The sequence below is a fragment of the Sinorhizobium sojae CCBAU 05684 genome (genome assembly GCF_002288525.1).
Classification (GTDB): domain Bacteria; phylum Pseudomonadota; class Alphaproteobacteria; order Rhizobiales; family Rhizobiaceae; genus Sinorhizobium; species Sinorhizobium sojae.
In genome coordinates this window covers 496,119-512,583 of record NZ_CP023068.1, presented here as the reverse complement: position 1 = coordinate 512,583, position 16,465 = coordinate 496,119, and the positions used below count along the sequence as shown (strand labels likewise).

The window sequence follows — 16,465 nt, the reverse complement described above, 5'->3', positions numbered from 1 at the left end:
GACTTACATTCTGAACAAGCCGAAACGCGTCTCCTCGATCGGCGCATTCAGCGCTGCCGAGAGCGACAGGGCCAGAACTTCCCGGCTCTTGCGCGGATCGACGACGCCGTCGTCCCAAAGACGAGCCGACGCATAAAGCGGATGGCTTTGGCGTTCAAAAAGATCGAGAACGGGTTTGCGGAAACGCGCTTCCTCCTCGTCGCTCCAGGGGGTGCCGGCCCGCCGCAACGCCTCGCCGCGCACGGTCGACAGTACGCCCGCCGCCTGTTCGCCGCCCATGACCGAGATGCGGCTGTTCGGCCAGGTCCAGAGGAAGCGCGGCGAGAAGGCCCGGCCGCACATGCCGTAATTGCCGGCCCCGAACGAGCCGCCGACGAGCATGGTGATCTTCGGCACCTTGACGGTCGCGACGGCCGTCACCAGCTTTGCCCCATGCTTGGCGATGCCCTCGGTCTCGTATTTGCGCCCCACCATGAAGCCGGTGATGTTCTGCAGGAAGACGAGCGGGATGCGACGCTGTCCGCAGAGCTCGACGAAATGCGCGCCTTTCAGTGCCGACTCGGAGAACAGGACGCCGTTATTGGCGATGATCCCGACGGGCATGCCGTGTACATGGGCGAAGCCGCAGACGAGCGTGGTGCCGAAACGCGCCTTGAATTCGTCGAAGCGCGAACCGTCGACGATGCGGGCGATGACCTCGCGGATCTCATAGGGCGTCCTCACATCGGCGGGAACAATGCCGGCGATTTCCTCCGGATCGTAGAGCGGCGGCTCCGGCTCACGTAGCTCCGCCGTCCAGGGCTTTTCCCGGTTCAATGCCGAAACCACGCGGCGGGCAAGCGCCAGCGCATGCGCGTCGTCGCGAGCGAGGTGATCGGCAACGCCGGAGAGGCGCGTATGCACGTCGGCACCGCCGAGATCCTCGGCGGAGACCACCTCTCCCGTCGCCGCGCGCACAAGCGGCGGGCCGGCGAGGAAAATCGTGCCCTGCCCCTCGACGATGATCGTCTCGTCCGACATGGCCGGCACGTAAGCGCCCCCGGCCGTGCAGGAGCCCATCACGACTGCGATCTGGGGAATGCCGGCCGCCGACATGTTCGCCTGGTTATAGAAGATGCGGCCGAAGTGATCGCGATCGGGAAAGACTTCGTCCTGGTTCGGCAGGTTGGCACCGCCGGAATCGACCAGATAGACGCAAGGGAGCCGGTTCTCTGCCGCGATCTCCTGCGCCCGCAAATGCTTCTTCACCGTCATAGGATAATAGGTGCCGCCTTTGACGGTCGGATCATTGCAGACGACCATGCATTCGCGGCCGGAAATCCGACCGATGCCGGCAATCAACCCAGCACCGGGCGCATCGCCATTATACATGCCGTGCGCGGCGGTCGCCCCGATCTCGAGAAAGGGCGTCGCAGTGTCGATCAGCGATGCGATCCGATCCCGCGGCAGTAACTTGCCCCGGCTGACATGGCGTTCGCGCGCCGGCTCGCCACCCCCGGCAGCGGCAATCCGCACCGCCTCCTCGATGGTCGAGACCGCCTCCGCCATGGCGGCGCGATTTGCCTTGAACACATCCGAGGATGGCGAAACTTGCGATCGAAATATTGTCATGGTCCCCCCCAGACCTATTCTTCCGCCCCGATCCGCCCGCGCTATTTCGTTTCGGCAAAAAGCTCCCGGCCGATCAGCATGCGACGGATTTCGCTCGTGCCGGCACCGATTTCATAGAGCTTCGCGTCACGCAGCAGCCGGCCGGCCGGAAAGTCGTTCGTGTAGCCGTTGCCTCCAAGCGCCTGGATCGCCTCGAGCGCCATCGCGGTCGCCCTCTCCGCGGCGTAGAGAATGCATCCCGCGGCGTCCTTGCGCGCCGTTTCGCCACGGTCGCAGGCGGCCGCGACCGCATAGACATAGGCGCGTGCGGCATTCATCGTCACATACATGTCGGCAAGCTTTCCCTGCATCAACTGAAACTCGCCGATCGGTTGTCCGAACTGCGTGCGTTCATGGAGATAGGGGACGACGACATCGAGGCAAGCGGCCATGATGCCGAGCGGACCCGCGGAGAGGACGACCCGCTCGTAGTCGAGACCCGACATCAGCACCTTGACGCCCTCGCCCACATTGCCGAGCACGTTTTCTTCCGGAACCTCGCAGTCCCTGAAGATGAGCTCCGAAGTATTTGAGCCGCGCATTCCGAGCTTGTCGAGCTTTTGGCCGGCCGAGAAGCCGGCATAGGTCTTTTCGATCAGGAATGCGGTGATGCCGCGCGGCCCGGCCGCCGGATCGGTCTTGGCATAGACCACCAGCACATCGGCGTCGGGGCCGTTGGTGATCCACATCTTGCTACCATTCAGAATGAAGCGGTCGTCGCGCTTGTCGGCCTTGAGCTTCATGGAAACGACATCCGAACCCGCTCCCGGCTCGGACATGGCCAGCGCGCCGACATGCTCGCCCGAAATCAGCTTCGGCAGATATTTCGCCTTCTGCGCCGCGTTGCCGTTGCGGTTGAGCTGGTTGACGCAGAGATTGGAATGGGCGCCATAGCTCAGGCCCACGGATGCGGAGGCGCGGCTGATCTCCTCCATCGCCACGCAATGGGCGAGGTAGCCGAGCCCGGCGCCGCCATGGGCCTCATCCGCCGTGATGCCGAGCAGCCCCATCTCGCCCATCTGGGGCCAGAGCGGGGCTGGAAAGGCATTGTTGCGGTCGGCTTCGTCGGCCAGCGGTGCAATCTGCTCGGTAGCGAAGCGGCGAACGCTGTCGCGCAATGCGTCGATCTCCTCGCCGAGCGCGAAGTTCAATCCACCTTGAAACATTCCGTCCTCCTCCCTTGGCACCCGTCGATCTCCTCACTCCGGGCCACCGAACGTGCGGCAATTCAAGATGCTACAGCGGTCCATGATAGCGCCGCACGGCTTTGTCGCGAACGATAACATCGCTGCCGGCTAATTTCCTTCCAAAGAGCTGGCCGGCCAAGCACGATCTGCAAAGAAGAGACCGTCACCAATGGCAGAACACTGCTCCGCCGTCACCGTCCCAAACCCGTCAAGCGGCCGCGCAACCGATCGTAGAGCGACGGCGTTGCGCTTGCAGGAGCGAAGCTGCCCGAGCGTTTCGCCGCCTTGACCTCACGGTTTTCAGGGGCTCATCCTGGTCGATTTCGGCGTGGCCGCACTTGCTTCGGCAGGCGCGGACGTCATTGGCCTCTGACATGTGAAACTATGCCCCTGTCTCGAGCGCACGACGGCTGCGATTCGGGCTAGGAGGCGAGCAACCGACGTGAAGTCCCACGAAAAATGCTGGGTAACATGGAATAAAAAGCGAATTTCAGTTGCAAAAAATGGCGCGCAGAGATTGCAACGGCGCCGCGATTCCAGCACATTTAGATTCAAGAATACACCTATAAGTATCAAGCTGGTGAGGAGAATAGCATATGAAGAAGGATCCCAATCCGATCGATGTCTTCGTCGGTTCGCGCGTGCGAATGCGTCGATTGATGGTCGGACTGAGCCAGGAAAAACTTGCCGACGGCTTGGGAATCACTTTCCAGCAGGTACAGAAATACGAGAAAGGCACGAACCGCATTGGGGCGAGCCGATTGCAGGCGATTGCCGACATCCTGGGCGTGCATCCAAGTTTTTTCTTTCAGGAGGACGACAAGACCCAGGCGCGCGAAGCCCCGGCCGACATCCAGGAATCGCAGGAGATCTCGTCCTTCGTCGGCTCGCGCGAGGGCATCGCCCTCAACAGGGCTTTCCTGAAGATTACCGATCCGGTCTTGCGGAAGAAGATCATTTCGCTCGTTGCCGCCATGGCGAATACGCCGGAGCCGGAACAGATTTCCCCCGAGGCGCACCAAAGCGAATCCCTGCACGGCTGAGAACGGACGCGAGGCGCGAACAGGGTGAACAATCCCAGCCTCGCCGTTCGACACCAAATCTTCGTCGCTGTATCGATCTTCCAGCACATGCGCGAACGCGCCCGGCGCCGTTCCCCGCATGAAAGTCGTCTTTGTCGGCCCAACGGTTCCCGATGCCGCGCAAATGGCCGGCGAGGCGATCGTCATTCGCCCGCCCGCCCGGCAGGGTGATATACTCCGCGCCGCGCGCGACGGCGCCACTGCAATTGGCCTTGTCGACGGGAATTTCGAGCATGTCGCGCCGGTCTGGCACAAGGAAATCCTGTTCGCGCTGTCACAAGGCGTTGCCGTTCTTGGCGCGGCGAGCATGGGGGCCCTGCGCGCCGCCGAATGCGCCGTCTTCGGCATGGTCGGGATCGGCGCAATCTATCACCAATACGCGGCGGGAGAGACCGCAGACGATTCCGATGTGGCACTACTGCATGCGCCGGAAGAACTCGGTTACCTGCCACTCAGCCTTCCCCTCGTCAACGTCCGGGTAACACTGCGGCGCTTCGTGGAGCGGCAAACAATTACGGCTGAACACGCGGCAGCGATCGAGCACGCCGCCGCCAAGCTCTTCTACAAGGAGCGCACCTGGTCCGCTATCACCGCAGGCGCAAGGCTTCCGCCGCATGCGGACCGCGAAGCTCTGGCAACGGCGCTCCGCACCGGATATGTCGACCAGAAGCGCAAGGACGCTCTCGAACTCCTGGACGCGCTAAATCTTATGTCAGCAGCGGATGAATCGCGGCTGAGATGGACGTTCAATGCGACCAGTCTCTGGACGCGGCTGCACGACCGGATTTAAAACACCGGAGATGAGCGGCCATGAGAGCTGGGAATGGCTCGATTGAGGCTAAGCCGCGTCTCCGACAAACATCCCGTGAAATCAGACCAGGCTTCATTATTAAGTTCTGCAGCGACCGCAGCAAAGTCGATGTCGGCATATATGTCTTAGACGTCGCTAATGAATATAGCTGTCAGCGGAGCATGCTATATCCTGCGCCGCTGTCAAAGCGCAGTAAACTCCTCCCACTGCACAAGACCATCGATCGGTTCCACCCCCCTCCCGAGGGTCCGATCGAATCTCAAAACCCCGATGCCGCATCAGGCTCGGGGTGTTTTTTTGGGGGGCGTGCTCCACCGATCCACAATCACCGTTTCAGGTGCATCATTGATGAACGGTTGCAGGGAGCATTGCGGAATCTCAATCGGCTGCGAAGCAGTAGAAAAGACCGTCTCCGCCGGTGCTCCTGAACGCCTCCAGGCTACATCCACCACGCGTCGAGTGAGACGAATTCCACGACTTGGCCGCCGCCGAGTCGTCCAAGCCGGTGCGATCGCTGTGGCCCACGATCGCTGCGCCTTCCGCGCCGCCCATAGTCCAGTTGCCGCACGTTTCCGGCGCTGCAGTTCCATCGGGCAGCGAACCGGTCAGAATGTCGTGGCGGTTCGGACTGTCACCGCGGCCGGGGATGACTTCTCCCTTTTCGTCGAGTGCCGTCTGCTTGGTTATGTTATTGCCATCGCCATGAAGCGAAGCGACGTCGTCCGCGATCTTTTCGCCTTTGGCATTGTACCAGGGACCTGTCCCGATACGATCCTTGGCATTCTCGCTATCAGTGGAGAGATAAGCTCTCCAAGTCTTGCCAGTCGAACCGCTGGCCGCCGCCAGCGCGCTACAATGGGCATCGGCGCCCGCAAGTCCTCCGAGGTCCCCGCCTTTCCCCGGATTTGTGCTGGTAACGAAGAAGCTCATCGACGTGTCCTGGGCACGGGCTGCGATGACCGAACAGGCCAATGCGACCGCGACGAATCCGAGCCGGCGTTTCATGGCGTACCTCCCATTGGATATTCAAACTCCAGCGTATTGCGGGGGACAGCGGCCGTAAAATCGAAATCTCGTGAGGACGAGGGCATGCTTCCGCGCCGACGGCTCGATGGCTGCTTCCATCGACAACTCGCCTTGGACAGCGCAAGCCAAAAAGCGCATGAAGTTCAGTGCCATACGCCGCGGAAGCCTCCAGGCGGTCCCGCATTTGCCGGCGAGGAGAGGCCCCGCTCTCAGTTGACGCTCGGAACCGAAGAACTTTGTTCCGAATTGTAACTGCATGACCAAACCCGTTGAGCAATGAATGCAAGGGTTGGAGATGAGCGTATCCGCAGATTCGAAAGCGCCTCTCGCGCTACCTGTCACCGGCGAATGGTGGACGCAGCACCGCGGCGACTCGCCCGTCGTCGCAACCGCCATTCACAATGGGCATATGGCTCGCGACGCAGTGCGGAGCCTGTTTGCGCTTTCTGAAGCAGAGCGCCTTCGAGAGGAAGATCCGTTCACCGAATTCCTGATCCGCGACATCCCGAACCGGATCGTCGTTCACCGCTCGCGCTTTGAAGTCGATATCAACCGGCCGAGAAACGGAGCCGTCTACCTGCGCCCTGAACAGGCCTGGGGCCTTACGGTCTGGGCGACGGAGCCGCCGTCGGATATCGTCGAACCATCCCTTGCCATGCATGACGAATACTACGCGATGCTGCATTCGTTCCTCGCCGGAACCGAGCGCTGTCACGGACGCTTCGTCGTTCTCGATGTGCATAGCTACAATCATCGCCGGGCGGGCCCAGGATCGGAGCCGATGCTCCCGGCAGAAGCGCCGGACATCAATATAGGCACATTCTCCATGGACCGGCGAAGATGGTCGCCTGTGGTGGACCGCCTTGTGGAGGCGCTGCGCGCCTTCGACTTTCCCGGCGGCCGATTGGACGTTCGCGAAAACATCGCATTTCAGGGCCGTGGCGAGCAGACTCGCTTCATCCACGAGCACTTTCCGAACACGGGGTGTGCAATTGCCGTCGAATTCAAGAAAATCTTCATGGATGAGTGGACGGGCGAGCCGCGTGGCGACGTCCTCCTGGCGCTCAGGCGGCTGGTACGATCGGCAGTGCCGATACTCCTCGACGAATTGGAGGCGGGCCGATGAAGCTGGCGAATGCAGGCGCATCGAGGGATGCGAACCCTCCGGAATGGCTCGATGAAGTATTGAGCTCGATCCAAGCGGGCAAAGCCGTGCGCAAGGAGTTCGCCGGCGGCGGTCGGCTCCACATCGATCGGGCATTGCCCTTTCTCTGCGTCCATGTCTCGGGCGACGAGGATCCTGTTGCCCGCGAGATAGCCCAGGCGAACGCGTCCCATCTGCTCGCGCCCGATGCCGTCGCCGCCACGCCAATAGTTAGGGCTATCGGAATGCTGCTCGAGCGCCGCTTTGGTGCTTTCATGGTGCTCGAAATAGGCGAATTCGCCCGCGACGAACTGCTGACCGACAACGCGCCGCTGCTACCGCCTTTCAAGATCGAAGTCATGGCCGGAAGCAAAGGCCATATCCAGGCAGCCGCGAGGGCGTTTATCGATGCAGCGGAGGTGATCCCAGGCAAATTCCGCACGCCGCAGGTCGAGTTTCGTGAGTGGCCGGAATACCGGGGCGAGGCGGATGAACCGCTCGAAATCCCATTTCCGCTGATGCGCGTGCGCTTTGCACCGATCTACCGTCAACGCCAGTCCGGCAAGGTTTATCCGGAGCTTCGCGAGCGACTGATCGCCAACATTTTTGATGCTGTCCTGCATGCCTTTGCGGCCTTCGCCGGGGCGACGGGCAGCATCGCCGTTTCGACGCATCGCGCCCTCGGAAGGAAAGCATTCATCGATGCGGTGGTGCGGACCGACCGAAGTATCGATGAAATCGCTTCGAGTTTCGATTTCCTCCTCGCAGTTACACCGATCAATGCGGAAGCAGCATGGAGCGAATTTGCAGCGAGCGACTGCGAGCGTGCGCCGCGATTTCTCTACCGACCCTTGGTCCTGCAAGTCGATGCCGCGAAAAAGAAGCTCTTTTCGGTCCCGTTCGAGCACCTCGAGGATCCCGTCCTCTACCAGCTTTATCGCGAGAAGCAGCAGGAGCTCGATCTGCAGCTGTCTATGCTGTCGGCCCGCGACACCCCGAAGTTCGTTGAATTCGGCCGTGCCCTTTACGGCCCGGTGGAGCCAAGCCTCTTGCGGACCGCCCAAGATATTCTCGCCCGGAGCCAGGGCGTCGTCTCGGATGCCGCACGAATAGCCGAACAGCCCGCAGACTGGGATGTCGTCGAGAAGCGGGCACGCGAAATGATCTCCGAATATGCGCGCCGTTGCGCCGGCTTCGAAGCGAGCGTCGAGGTGCGGGACGACCTTCCCGCCGGATTGCTGGTTTCGGGAAGAAGGCTGTTGATCGCTCGAAGCACCGTCATGGACGCAAGTCGTGTCGAGCCTATCCTCAGCCATGAGATCGGCGTTCACCTCCTGACATATTTCAACGGATCAGCTCAAGGTCTGCGCCTGTTTCGCTCAGGTCTCGCTGGGTACGAGGGCATGCAAGAGGGGCTTGCGGTCTTTGCTGAATATCTATCCGGCGGCATGACGGGCCAGCGGCTTCGCCTCATCGCTGGCCGTGTGGTTGCCAGCGCCGCCATGCTCGACGGCGCCTCCCTGCCGGAAGTCTACCGGGTCCTCGTAGGTGACTACGGCTTCGTGAAGACGGAGGCTTTCAACATCGCCCTCCGCGTCTATCGTGGTGGGGGCCTGGTCAAGGACGCGATCTATCTGCGCGGACTACTGCAACTCCTCGAACATCTGGCAGACGGCGGAACGCTGGAACCCTTCTGGATGGGAAAAATTGCGGCTTCGCATTTCGGCGTCATGCAGGAATTGCACGCACGCGGTCTGCTTGGGGCGCCGTCGGTCGGCCCTATATTTCTCGATCATCCGGAAGCACCGTCCCGGCTTGCCAGAGCGCACGCGGGAATGGCTCCGCTGGATATGCTGCAACAATAAGGAGTGGCAAATGCGCATCGCCTTTTTCGTCAATTCCATCGAAGGCGAGGCGCCTTACTATACTACGACATGGCTGGCGCTGGCCGCGCTCGCGCGCGGCCACGAGGTCTGCTACGTCACGCCGGGAGATTTCGTACTGCGCCCCGACGACAGCATGCTGATCCGCGCGACGACTTTGGACGGCGCGAAGCCGAAGAAGCCCGAGACGTTGCTTGGTGCCCTGAAGAGCAAGCAGGCGAAAATCAGCACGATCGAGTTGGGCGAGGTCGATGTGCTTTTTCTGCGAAACGACCCCTCCGAAGATGCAGACAGCCGCCCCTGGGCGGTTTATGTCGGCACGAACTTTGGACGGCTGGCGGCTGCGCGCGGCATAATCGTCCTCAATGACCCCGAAGGCTTGGCGCTTGCGCAGAACAAGCTCTATTTCCAGGGCTTTCCTGAGCTCGTACGGCCGACGACGCTGATCTCCAGAAGTATCGAAGAAATCCGGGCGTTCATCGACAGCCATTCGCGCGGCGTCGTACTGAAGCCCCTGCAAGGCTCCGGCGGCAAGAACGTCTTCAAGATCGGATCCAAGGACGAAGTCAACCTCAACCAGATCTTCGAGGTCGCCAGCGGTGGCGGTTATCTGATAGCACAGGACTTTCTGCCGGATGCGGTCGCAGGAGACATCCGCCTCTTCCTCATGAATGGACGGCCACTCGAGCGCGACGGCGTGTACGCCGCCTTTCGGCGCATCCCGGCAAAGGGCGACGTTCGCTCGAATATCCACGCCAGCGGGAGGCCCGAAGCCGCCACCATTACACCGGAGGTTCTCGCAATCGCCGAAAAGCTTCGTCCCAAGCTCGTAGAAGACGGCATGTTCCTGGTCGGTCTCGACATCGTCGGCGACAAGGTGCTGGAGGTCAACGTCTTCACACCCGGTGGATTCCCCGAGATTGCGGCTATCGTTGGCGTGGACTTCAGCGACGAGGTCATTACCGCGCTGGAGAACAAGCTTCACCTACAGGAACTCTATCGCGGCAGGGTGCCAAACCGTACCCTGGCGACTCTTTGATACGAGTCCGGGACAATAACGCGGCCGCTTCCACTCATCTCCTGCTTGTCGCCACCCACCGAATTCGCCTCAAATTGATGCAGCTTGTGAAAACGCAAATAATTTAGGCAGCCATATTGCGAATTTTGCTGCACCGCATCATGATGCGGCATGACTCATCGCGACCTGACCATTCTGGTGATTGACGAGAACGCCATCCGTGCCTCGATCATCGAGGCCGGGCTGCACAATGCCGGCCACAGCCGGGTCAGTGTCGTTCACGATGTCCACGGCGTCGGGCGCGTCATTGAACGGCTGCAGCCGGACGTGATCGTCATCGATCTGGAAAACCCCAACCGCGACTTGCTGGAGAGCATGTTTCAGCTCTCCCGCTCGGTCAAGCGCCCGATCGCCATGTTCGTCGACCGCTCCGACAGCAGCATGATCGAGGCGGCCATCGATGCCGGCGTCTCCGCCTATGTGGTCGACGGGCTGCGGCAGGAGCGGGTAAAGCCGATCCTCGACATGGCAATTGGCCGCTTCAACGCCTTCTCGCGCATGGAGCGCGAGTTGGCGGAAGCGCGCAGCGAGCTTGCGGACCGCAAGGTGATCGACCGCGCCAAGGGCATCCTGATGAAATCGCGCGGCATCGGCGAGGAAGAGGCCTATAAGCTCCTGCGCACGACCGCGATGAACCAGAATCGCAAAATTGCCGAGATCGCGCAGAGCCTGGTGCTTGCGGCGGGATTGCTGGAGGACCCCTGAATGGCTGCCACCGCCGACATCACTCTCGGTTACATGCCGCTCTTCGACAGCGCGGTCCTGATTGCCGCCGTCGAGAAAGGCTTTACCGGCGAAGAAGGCCTTTCGGTGCAACTCGTTCGGGAAACTTCCTGGGCGAACATCCGCGACCGGATCGCGGTCGGTCAGTTCCAGGCCGCGCATATGCTGGCCCCCATGCCGATTGCATCCAATCTGGGCTTGACGCCGCTATCGCTGGAGCTTGTCGCACCCTTCGCGCTCGGGCTCGGCGGCAATGCCGTCACGGTCTCGCGCGACCTTTGGGGGCACATGGTTGGGAAGGGTGCCGGCCCCGGCACCGATCCGGGCGCAAACGGCACAGCGCTCAGTCAGGTCGTCGAGTACCGCCGTGCCGCGGGCGAGCCGCCGCTGCGCTTTGCCGTCGTCCACCCCTTCTCAGGCCATAATTACGAATTGCGCTACTGGCTTTCAGCCTGCGGGATCGACCCGGAAAGGGATGTCGAGATCGTCGTGGTTCCGCCCTCGCTCATGGCGGATGCGCTGGCGACCGGCGCGATCGACGGCTTCTGCGCCGGCGAACCCTGGAACAGCGTTGCCATTGCAGGCGGCGCGGGGCGCATTGCCACCACCAAGGCGTCGATCTGGCGTCTCAGCCCCGAAAAGGTGCTCGGCGTCTCGGCTCGATTCGCCACGGAACACCGCCCGGCGCTGGACGCCCTGCTGCGGGCGCTTTATCGCAGCTCGACCTGGTGCGGCGACACTACCAATCATGAAGAACTCGCCGCGCTGATGAGCCCCGCTGAGCATCTGGGCCTTCCACGCGAAAGGCTGATGCCGATCCTCACCGGGCATTTGGCGCTTGGGGACGGCGCAGCTGACGCGATCCCGGAATTCTTCGTGCCGCATGCAAAGGGAGCGACCTTTCCCTGGCAGAGCCACGCCCTCTGGTTCTACAGCCAGATGGTCCGCTGGGGCCACGCGGAGCATTCCCCCGCCCAGGCCGAGCGCGCGCGCGACACTTATCGCCCCGATATCTATCGCCAGGCATTAAAGCCGATGGCCGCGCCAATGCCGGGCGCCAATATGAAGGTCGAAGGAGCACTGACAGCCGCGGCACCCGTGGGCGCTTCCGAGAAGGGGCTCGTACTCGGCCCCGACGGCTTTTTCGATGGACGAATATTCGACCCCGACCGGCTCGACGAATATCTTGCGAGCCAAAGCTGAACGTCCTCTGCCGTCTTTTTGTGCACTGCGCAAAATTTATTCAAGCACCAACTTAAAAAGCATCCGAGCTCCCTTTCCCACTATTCCATATTCCCTTGGAAAACCTTGGAATTCCCCTGATTAGCGAAAGTGGCACGGTTCCTGCATTGATGAAAGCGTAGCCCCTCGAGGTGCTCGACATAGTTCGCGTCCAATGGGGGGCGCTAAAGGCAAGGCTGCCAAACTGGGACCACGCTCTGAACGAGGGAGAGCGTTGGCTTCGGTTTGGCAGCCTTTTCTTTTGTGCCCTGAAACGTCGCAGCCGCAGGCGACCTCCCATCGCCGGCAAACAGGAGAAAAGCATGAGCAGAGCTTCCACTGACAGATTCACGAAGTGTTCGATCGTCGCAGCCTTGGCGGCGGCCCTCTTTGGCAGCGCGGCCTCGGTCGCAGCGGCAGAAATGCTGGAACCGGAAAAGGACGAACTGAAGCTCGGCTTTATCAAGCTCACCGACATGGCGCCGCTGGCAATCGCCTATGAAAAGGGCTTCTTCGAAGACGAGGGCCTGTTCGTCACGCTCGAGCCGCAGGCGAACTGGAAGGTGCTGCTTGACCGGGTGATTACCGGGGAACTGGACGGTGCGCACATGCTGGCCGGCCAACCGCTCGCCGCAACGATCGGCTTCGGCACCAAGGCGCATATCGTCACGCCCTTCTCGATGGACCTGAACGGCAACGGCATCACCGTCTCTAACGACGTCTGGGCGATGATGAAAGAGCACATTCCGGTTGGCGACGACGGCAAGCCGGTCCACCCGATCAAGGCCGATGCGCTGAAGCCGGTGGTGGATCAGTTCAAGGCACAGGGCAAGCCGTTTAATCTCGGCATGGTCTTCCCTGTGTCAACACACAATTACGAACTTCGCTACTGGCTGGCATCCGGCGACATCCATCCGGGCTTCTATTCGCCTGAAAACGTTTCGGGACAGATCAAGGCCGATGCGCTGCTCTCGGTGACCCCGCCGCCGCAGATGCCGGCAACCCTCGAAGCCGGCACCATCGTCGGCTATTGCGTGGGCGAGCCGTGGAACCAGGCAGCCGTCTTCAAGGGCATCGGCGTTCCGGTCATCACCGATTACGAAATCTGGAAGAACAATCCGGAGAAGGTCTTCGGGCTGACGAAGGAATTCACCGAGAAATACCCGAACACGACGCTCGCGCTGACGAAGGCGCTCATCCGGGCCGCCGAATGGCTGGACGAGAACGACAACGCCAACAGGCCAGAGGCGGTCGAAATCCTGTCACGCAGCGAATATGTCGGCGCCGATGCGGAGGTCATCGCGAACTCGATGACCGGCACCTTCGAATACGAAAAGGGCGACAAGCGCGAGGTTCCGGACTTCAACGTCTTCTTCCGCCACTACGCGACCTATCCATATTACTCGGACGCTATCTGGTACCTGACGCAGATGCGCCGCTGGGGCCAGATCGACGAGCACAAGGACGACGCCTGGTACGCGGAAACCGCCAAGTCCGTCTACCTGCCGGATGTCTACATGAAGGCGGCGGAGATGCTGATCGAAGAGGGCAACGCGGACAAGGCCGACTTCCCCTTCGGCACCGACGGCTACAAGGCGCCGACTTCAGACTTCATCGACGGCGTCACTTTCGATGCCAAGGCCCCGAACGCCTACATCGACTCCCTTAAGATCGGATTGAAGAGCGGCCAGACCGTATCCGGTTCGGAGGTAGTCGGCGGCTGAGAATGCGGCAGGCGGCGCGAACTTAGGGGCGCGCCGCCTACCCCTTGGACCCACAAATCCTAACAGATGAGACGAATTCATGACTCAAGCGATCACCGTAGCTGACCCGAGGCTTGCGCGACGAGAACGTCTGTTCCAGCGGATCAACAAAGCCGCCAGCTGGCTGAACGTGCTCGGCCTCGGCTGGGTGACCCCGATCCTGCGCATCGCGGCCGGCGACAACGTCGCCGAACAGATGTCGGAGATCCGCAAGGTGCTTCTGGTGCCGCTTGCCGGCATCCTGTTCTTCCTCGCCCTCTGGGCGGTCCTCGCGCCGAAAGTCCAAACCTCGCTCGGCGCCATTCCAGGCCCGGCCGCAGTGTTCGAGCAGGCAAACGTGCTTCTCAAGGACCATTTCGCGGAACGCCGCAAGGCCGACGCCTTCTATGCCCGGCAGGACGAGCGCAACGCCAAGCTCGTCGCAGAAGGCAAGTCCGACCGGGTGAAACATCGTGTCTTCACCGGCAAGCCCACCTATCTCGATCAGATTGCCACGTCGCTCTTGACCGTCGGCCTCGGCTTCGTGATCGCGACGCTGTTCGCCGTGCCACTCGGCATTGCCTCCGGCCTTTCGAAAACGATCAACGGCGCCATCAATCCGCTGATCCAGATTTTCAAGCCCGTCTCCCCGCTGGCATGGCTGCCGATCGTCACCATGGTTGTCTCCGCCCTTTACGTCGATCCCTCGGACTTCTTGCCGAAGTCGCTGGTGATCTCGGCCGTGACCGTGACCCTCTGTTCGCTGTGGCCGACGCTCATCAACACGGCGCTCGGTGTCGCCTCGATCGACAAGGACCTGGTCAATGTCGGCAAGGTGCTGCAGCTCTCGACCGCGACGACCATCCGCAAGCTGGTCCTGCCATCCGCCTTGCCCCTGATCTTCACGGGCCTGAGGCTCTCGCTCGGCGTGGGTTGGATGGTGCTGATCGCCGCCGAGATGCTCGCCCAGAATCCTGGCCTTGGAAAGTTCGTCTGGGACGAGTTCCAAAACGGCTCCTCCGATTCGCTCGCGCGCATCATGGTTGCGGTGCTGACGATCGGTGTCATCGGCTTCTTCCTGGACCGCGTCATGTACGCGCTGCAGTCCGCCTTCACCTTCTCGTCGAACCGGTAGGAGGCCCCGTGACCATTCTCAATGGGACTATTCTTGAACTAAGCGACGTCGCGAAGTCCTTCGGCGAGGGCAAGTCTCGCAACGACGTGCTTGCGGGCGTGAACCTCAGGGTCCAGGAAGGCGAGTTCATCGCGATCGTCGGCTTTTCCGGCTCCGGGAAATCGACGCTGATCTCCCTCCTAGCCGGCCTGACGGCACCCGATAGCGGCGCCGTGCTCTTCCGCAACAAGGAAGTGACCGGCCCCGGTCCGGAGCGCGGGGTCGTTTTCCAGTCCTATTCGCTGATGCCCTGGCTCTCGGTCCGCGCCAATGTCGCCCTGGCGGTCGATGCAGTGCATGCCGGGAAATCCAAGGCCGAGCGGAAGGCGATCGTCCAGAATTACATCGACATGGTCGGCCTCTCCCACGCGACGGAACGCCGACCGGCGGAACTTTCCGGCGGCATGCGCCAGCGCGTCGCCGTCGCCCGGGCTCTCGCGATGAAACCGGACGTGCTGCTGCTCGACGAACCTCTCTCGGCGCTCGACGCACTCACCCGCTCCAAGCTGCAGGACGAATTCGCCGATATTTCGTCGAAGGAAAAAAAGACCATCATCCTCATCACCAATGACGTCGATGAGGCGATCCTGCTGGCGGACCGGATCATTCCGCTCACGCCCGGGCCGGAGGCGACGCTCGGCCCCAGTTTTGCGGTGAACCTGCCGCGGCCGCGCGACCGGGCAGAAATGAACTCCAACGCCGATTTCATCCGCCTGCGCGGCGCCGTTACCGAGTATCTGATGGATCTCGGTGCCGATCGCAAATCCGAGGATGGCAGCGCCGTCTCCCTGCCGAACGTGGTTCCGATCACGCAGAAGGCGGCCAAGCTGCCCGAAGCCTATGCCCGCAAGGCACATTCGGCGATAGAGAAGAGCTATGTCGAGTTCTTCGAGGTTCGCAAGGTCTACCCGACGCCGAAGGGTCCGCTGACGGTGGTCGACGGCTTCGACCTCAAGATGAACAAGGGCGAATTCATTTCGATCATCGGCCATTCCGGCTGCGGGAAGTCGACCGTGCTGTCGATGATGGCTGGCCTCAACCCGATCTCCTCCGGCGGCATCATCCTCGACGGGCGGGAGATCTCGGGAGCCGGGCCGGACCGGGCGGTGGTGTTCCAGGCACCGTCGCTGCTTCCCTGGCTGACGGCGAGGGAGAATGTCGCGCTCGGCGTCGATCGCGTTTATCCGGATGCGACACCCGCCGAACGTCGCGACGTCGTCGAATATTACCTGCAGCGCGTCGGGCTCGGCGATGCCATGCATCGCCTGGCGGCCGATCTGTCGAACGGCATGAAACAGCGCGTCGGCATAGCCCGCGCCTTCGCGCTGTCGCCGAAGCTGCTGTTGCTCGACGAGCCCTTTGGCATGCTGGACAGCCTCACCCGTTGGGAACTCCAGGAAGTGCTGATGGACGTCTGGAAACGCACCCAGGTGACGGCGATCTGCGTCACCCACGACGTCGACGAGGCAATCCTGCTCGCAGACCGCGTCGTAATGATGTCGAACGGACCGAATGCCCGGATCGGCAACATCATGGAGGTGAACCTGCCGCGGCCTCGCTCGCGCAAGGAGCTCCTGTCGCACCCCGACTACTACGCCTATCGCGAGGAACTGCTGGAGTTCCTCGAGGCCTATGAAGGCGGCGCAAATCCCGACCCCGAGCATCTCGAAGCGATCCGGGCGAAACGCGCCGCCCGAACGATGTTGCCCGCCCAACCCCTCAAGAAACAAGCCGCGGAGTAATG

Annotated in this window: 13 protein-coding genes; 10 read left to right on the top strand and 3 right to left on the bottom strand. The window is 61.8% G+C overall.

Annotation, left to right across the window (positions count from 1 at the left end; translation table 11 throughout):
- Nucleotides 1–3: 3 nt before the first annotated feature.
- Together SJ05684_RS20035 and SJ05684_RS20030 are read right to left on the bottom strand one after the other, a co-directional pair.
- Complete coding sequence (locus SJ05684_RS20035) at nt 4–1,611, bottom strand: carboxyl transferase domain-containing protein (protein ID WP_034854365.1); 1,608 nt, start codon at nt 1,609–1,611, stop codon at nt 4–6.
- Between the two features lie 41 nt (nt 1,612–1,652).
- The gene (locus tag SJ05684_RS20030) at nt 1,653–2,816 is read right to left on the bottom strand and encodes an isovaleryl-CoA dehydrogenase (RefSeq protein ID WP_034854366.1); all 1,164 of its coding nucleotides are present in this window, start codon (nt 2,814–2,816) and stop codon (nt 1,653–1,655) included.
- A gap of 617 nt (nt 2,817–3,433) precedes the next feature.
- Here SJ05684_RS20030 and SJ05684_RS20025 point away from each other — a divergent pair.
- On the top strand, nt 3,434–3,880 hold the full coding sequence (locus SJ05684_RS20025) for a helix-turn-helix domain-containing protein (protein ID WP_034854367.1): 447 nt from the start codon (nt 3,434–3,436) through the stop codon (nt 3,878–3,880).
- A 118-nt stretch (nt 3,881–3,998) separates the two neighbouring features.
- Nucleotides 3,999–4,709, top strand: coding sequence for a TfuA-like protein (locus SJ05684_RS20020; protein ID WP_034854368.1), 711 nt, complete (start codon nt 3,999–4,001; stop codon nt 4,707–4,709).
- A gap of 399 nt (nt 4,710–5,108) precedes the next feature.
- Here SJ05684_RS20020 and SJ05684_RS20015 read toward each other — a convergent pair whose 3' ends face one another.
- A complete protein-coding gene (locus tag SJ05684_RS20015; protein WP_034854369.1) occupies nt 5,109–5,735 on the bottom strand; it encodes a hypothetical protein in 627 nt (208 codons plus the stop codon).
- Nucleotides 5,736–6,051: 316 nt separating this feature from the next.
- On the opposite strand from SJ05684_RS20015, the gene SJ05684_RS20010 reads away from it, so the two are divergent.
- The 8 genes from SJ05684_RS20010 (at nt 6,052) to SJ05684_RS19975 (ending at nt 16,463) form a co-directional block, all read left to right on the top strand.
- Nucleotides 6,052–6,882, top strand: coding sequence for an N-formylglutamate amidohydrolase (locus SJ05684_RS20010; protein ID WP_034854370.1), 831 nt, complete (start codon nt 6,052–6,054; stop codon nt 6,880–6,882).
- Nucleotides 6,879–8,765 (top strand): flavohemoglobin expression-modulating QEGLA motif protein, encoded by a 1,887-nt coding sequence (locus SJ05684_RS20005; RefSeq protein ID WP_034854371.1) that lies wholly within the window; start codon nt 6,879–6,881, stop codon nt 8,763–8,765. The genes SJ05684_RS20010 and SJ05684_RS20005 overlap by 4 nt, the downstream gene beginning before the upstream one ends.
- Nucleotides 8,766–8,775: 10 nt before the next feature.
- Nucleotides 8,776–9,822, top strand: coding sequence for a glutathione synthase (locus tag SJ05684_RS20000; RefSeq protein WP_034854372.1), 1,047 nt, complete (start codon nt 8,776–8,778; stop codon nt 9,820–9,822).
- A 150-nt stretch (nt 9,823–9,972) separates the two neighbouring features.
- Nucleotides 9,973–10,566, top strand: a complete 594-nt coding sequence (locus SJ05684_RS19995; protein WP_034854373.1) for an ANTAR domain-containing response regulator — start codon at nt 9,973–9,975, stop codon at nt 10,564–10,566.
- The gene (locus SJ05684_RS19990; protein ID WP_034854374.1) at nt 10,567–11,787 is read left to right on the top strand and encodes a CmpA/NrtA family ABC transporter substrate-binding protein; all 1,221 of its coding nucleotides are present in this window, start codon (nt 10,567–10,569) and stop codon (nt 11,785–11,787) included.
- A 341-nt stretch (nt 11,788–12,128) separates the two neighbouring features.
- Nucleotides 12,129–13,529 carry a CmpA/NrtA family ABC transporter substrate-binding protein gene (locus tag SJ05684_RS19985; protein WP_034854375.1) on the top strand — a complete coding sequence of 467 codons (1,401 nt, stop codon included), beginning with the start codon at nt 12,129–12,131 and terminating at the stop codon, nt 13,527–13,529.
- A gap of 79 nt (nt 13,530–13,608) precedes the next feature.
- Nucleotides 13,609–14,682: an ABC transporter permease gene (locus SJ05684_RS19980; protein ID WP_034854376.1), complete on the top strand. Its 1,074-nt coding sequence runs from the start codon at nt 13,609–13,611 to the stop codon at nt 14,680–14,682.
- Nucleotides 14,683–14,690: 8 nt separating this feature from the next.
- On the top strand, nt 14,691–16,463 hold the full coding sequence (locus SJ05684_RS19975) for an ABC transporter ATP-binding protein (protein ID WP_050979984.1): 1,773 nt from the start codon (nt 14,691–14,693) through the stop codon (nt 16,461–16,463).
- Nucleotides 16,464–16,465: the final 2 nt, after the last annotated feature.

Bases quoted from the DNA above. Each gene is read 5' to 3' on its own strand.
- SJ05684_RS20035 (WP_034854365.1), bottom strand. From the start codon at position 1,611: ATGACAATATTTCGATCGCAAGTTTCGCCATCCTCGGATGTGTTCAAG.
- SJ05684_RS20030 (WP_034854366.1), bottom strand. From the start codon at position 2,816: ATGTTTCAAGGTGGATTGAACTTCGCGCTCGGCGAGGAGATCGACGCA.
- SJ05684_RS20025 (WP_034854367.1), top strand. From the start codon at position 3,434: ATGAAGAAGGATCCCAATCCGATCGATGTCTTCGTCGGTTCGCGCGTG.
- SJ05684_RS20020 (WP_034854368.1), top strand. From the start codon at position 3,999: ATGAAAGTCGTCTTTGTCGGCCCAACGGTTCCCGATGCCGCGCAAATG.
- SJ05684_RS20015 (WP_034854369.1), bottom strand. From the start codon at position 5,735: ATGAAACGCCGGCTCGGATTCGTCGCGGTCGCATTGGCCTGTTCGGTC.
- SJ05684_RS20010 (WP_034854370.1), top strand. From the start codon at position 6,052: ATGAGCGTATCCGCAGATTCGAAAGCGCCTCTCGCGCTACCTGTCACC.
- SJ05684_RS20005 (WP_034854371.1), top strand. From the start codon at position 6,879: ATGAAGCTGGCGAATGCAGGCGCATCGAGGGATGCGAACCCTCCGGAA.
- SJ05684_RS20000 (WP_034854372.1), top strand. From the start codon at position 8,776: ATGCGCATCGCCTTTTTCGTCAATTCCATCGAAGGCGAGGCGCCTTAC.
- SJ05684_RS19995 (WP_034854373.1), top strand. From the start codon at position 9,973: ATGACTCATCGCGACCTGACCATTCTGGTGATTGACGAGAACGCCATC.
- SJ05684_RS19990 (WP_034854374.1), top strand. From the start codon at position 10,567: ATGGCTGCCACCGCCGACATCACTCTCGGTTACATGCCGCTCTTCGAC.
- SJ05684_RS19985 (WP_034854375.1), top strand. From the start codon at position 12,129: ATGAGCAGAGCTTCCACTGACAGATTCACGAAGTGTTCGATCGTCGCA.
- SJ05684_RS19980 (WP_034854376.1), top strand. From the start codon at position 13,609: ATGACTCAAGCGATCACCGTAGCTGACCCGAGGCTTGCGCGACGAGAA.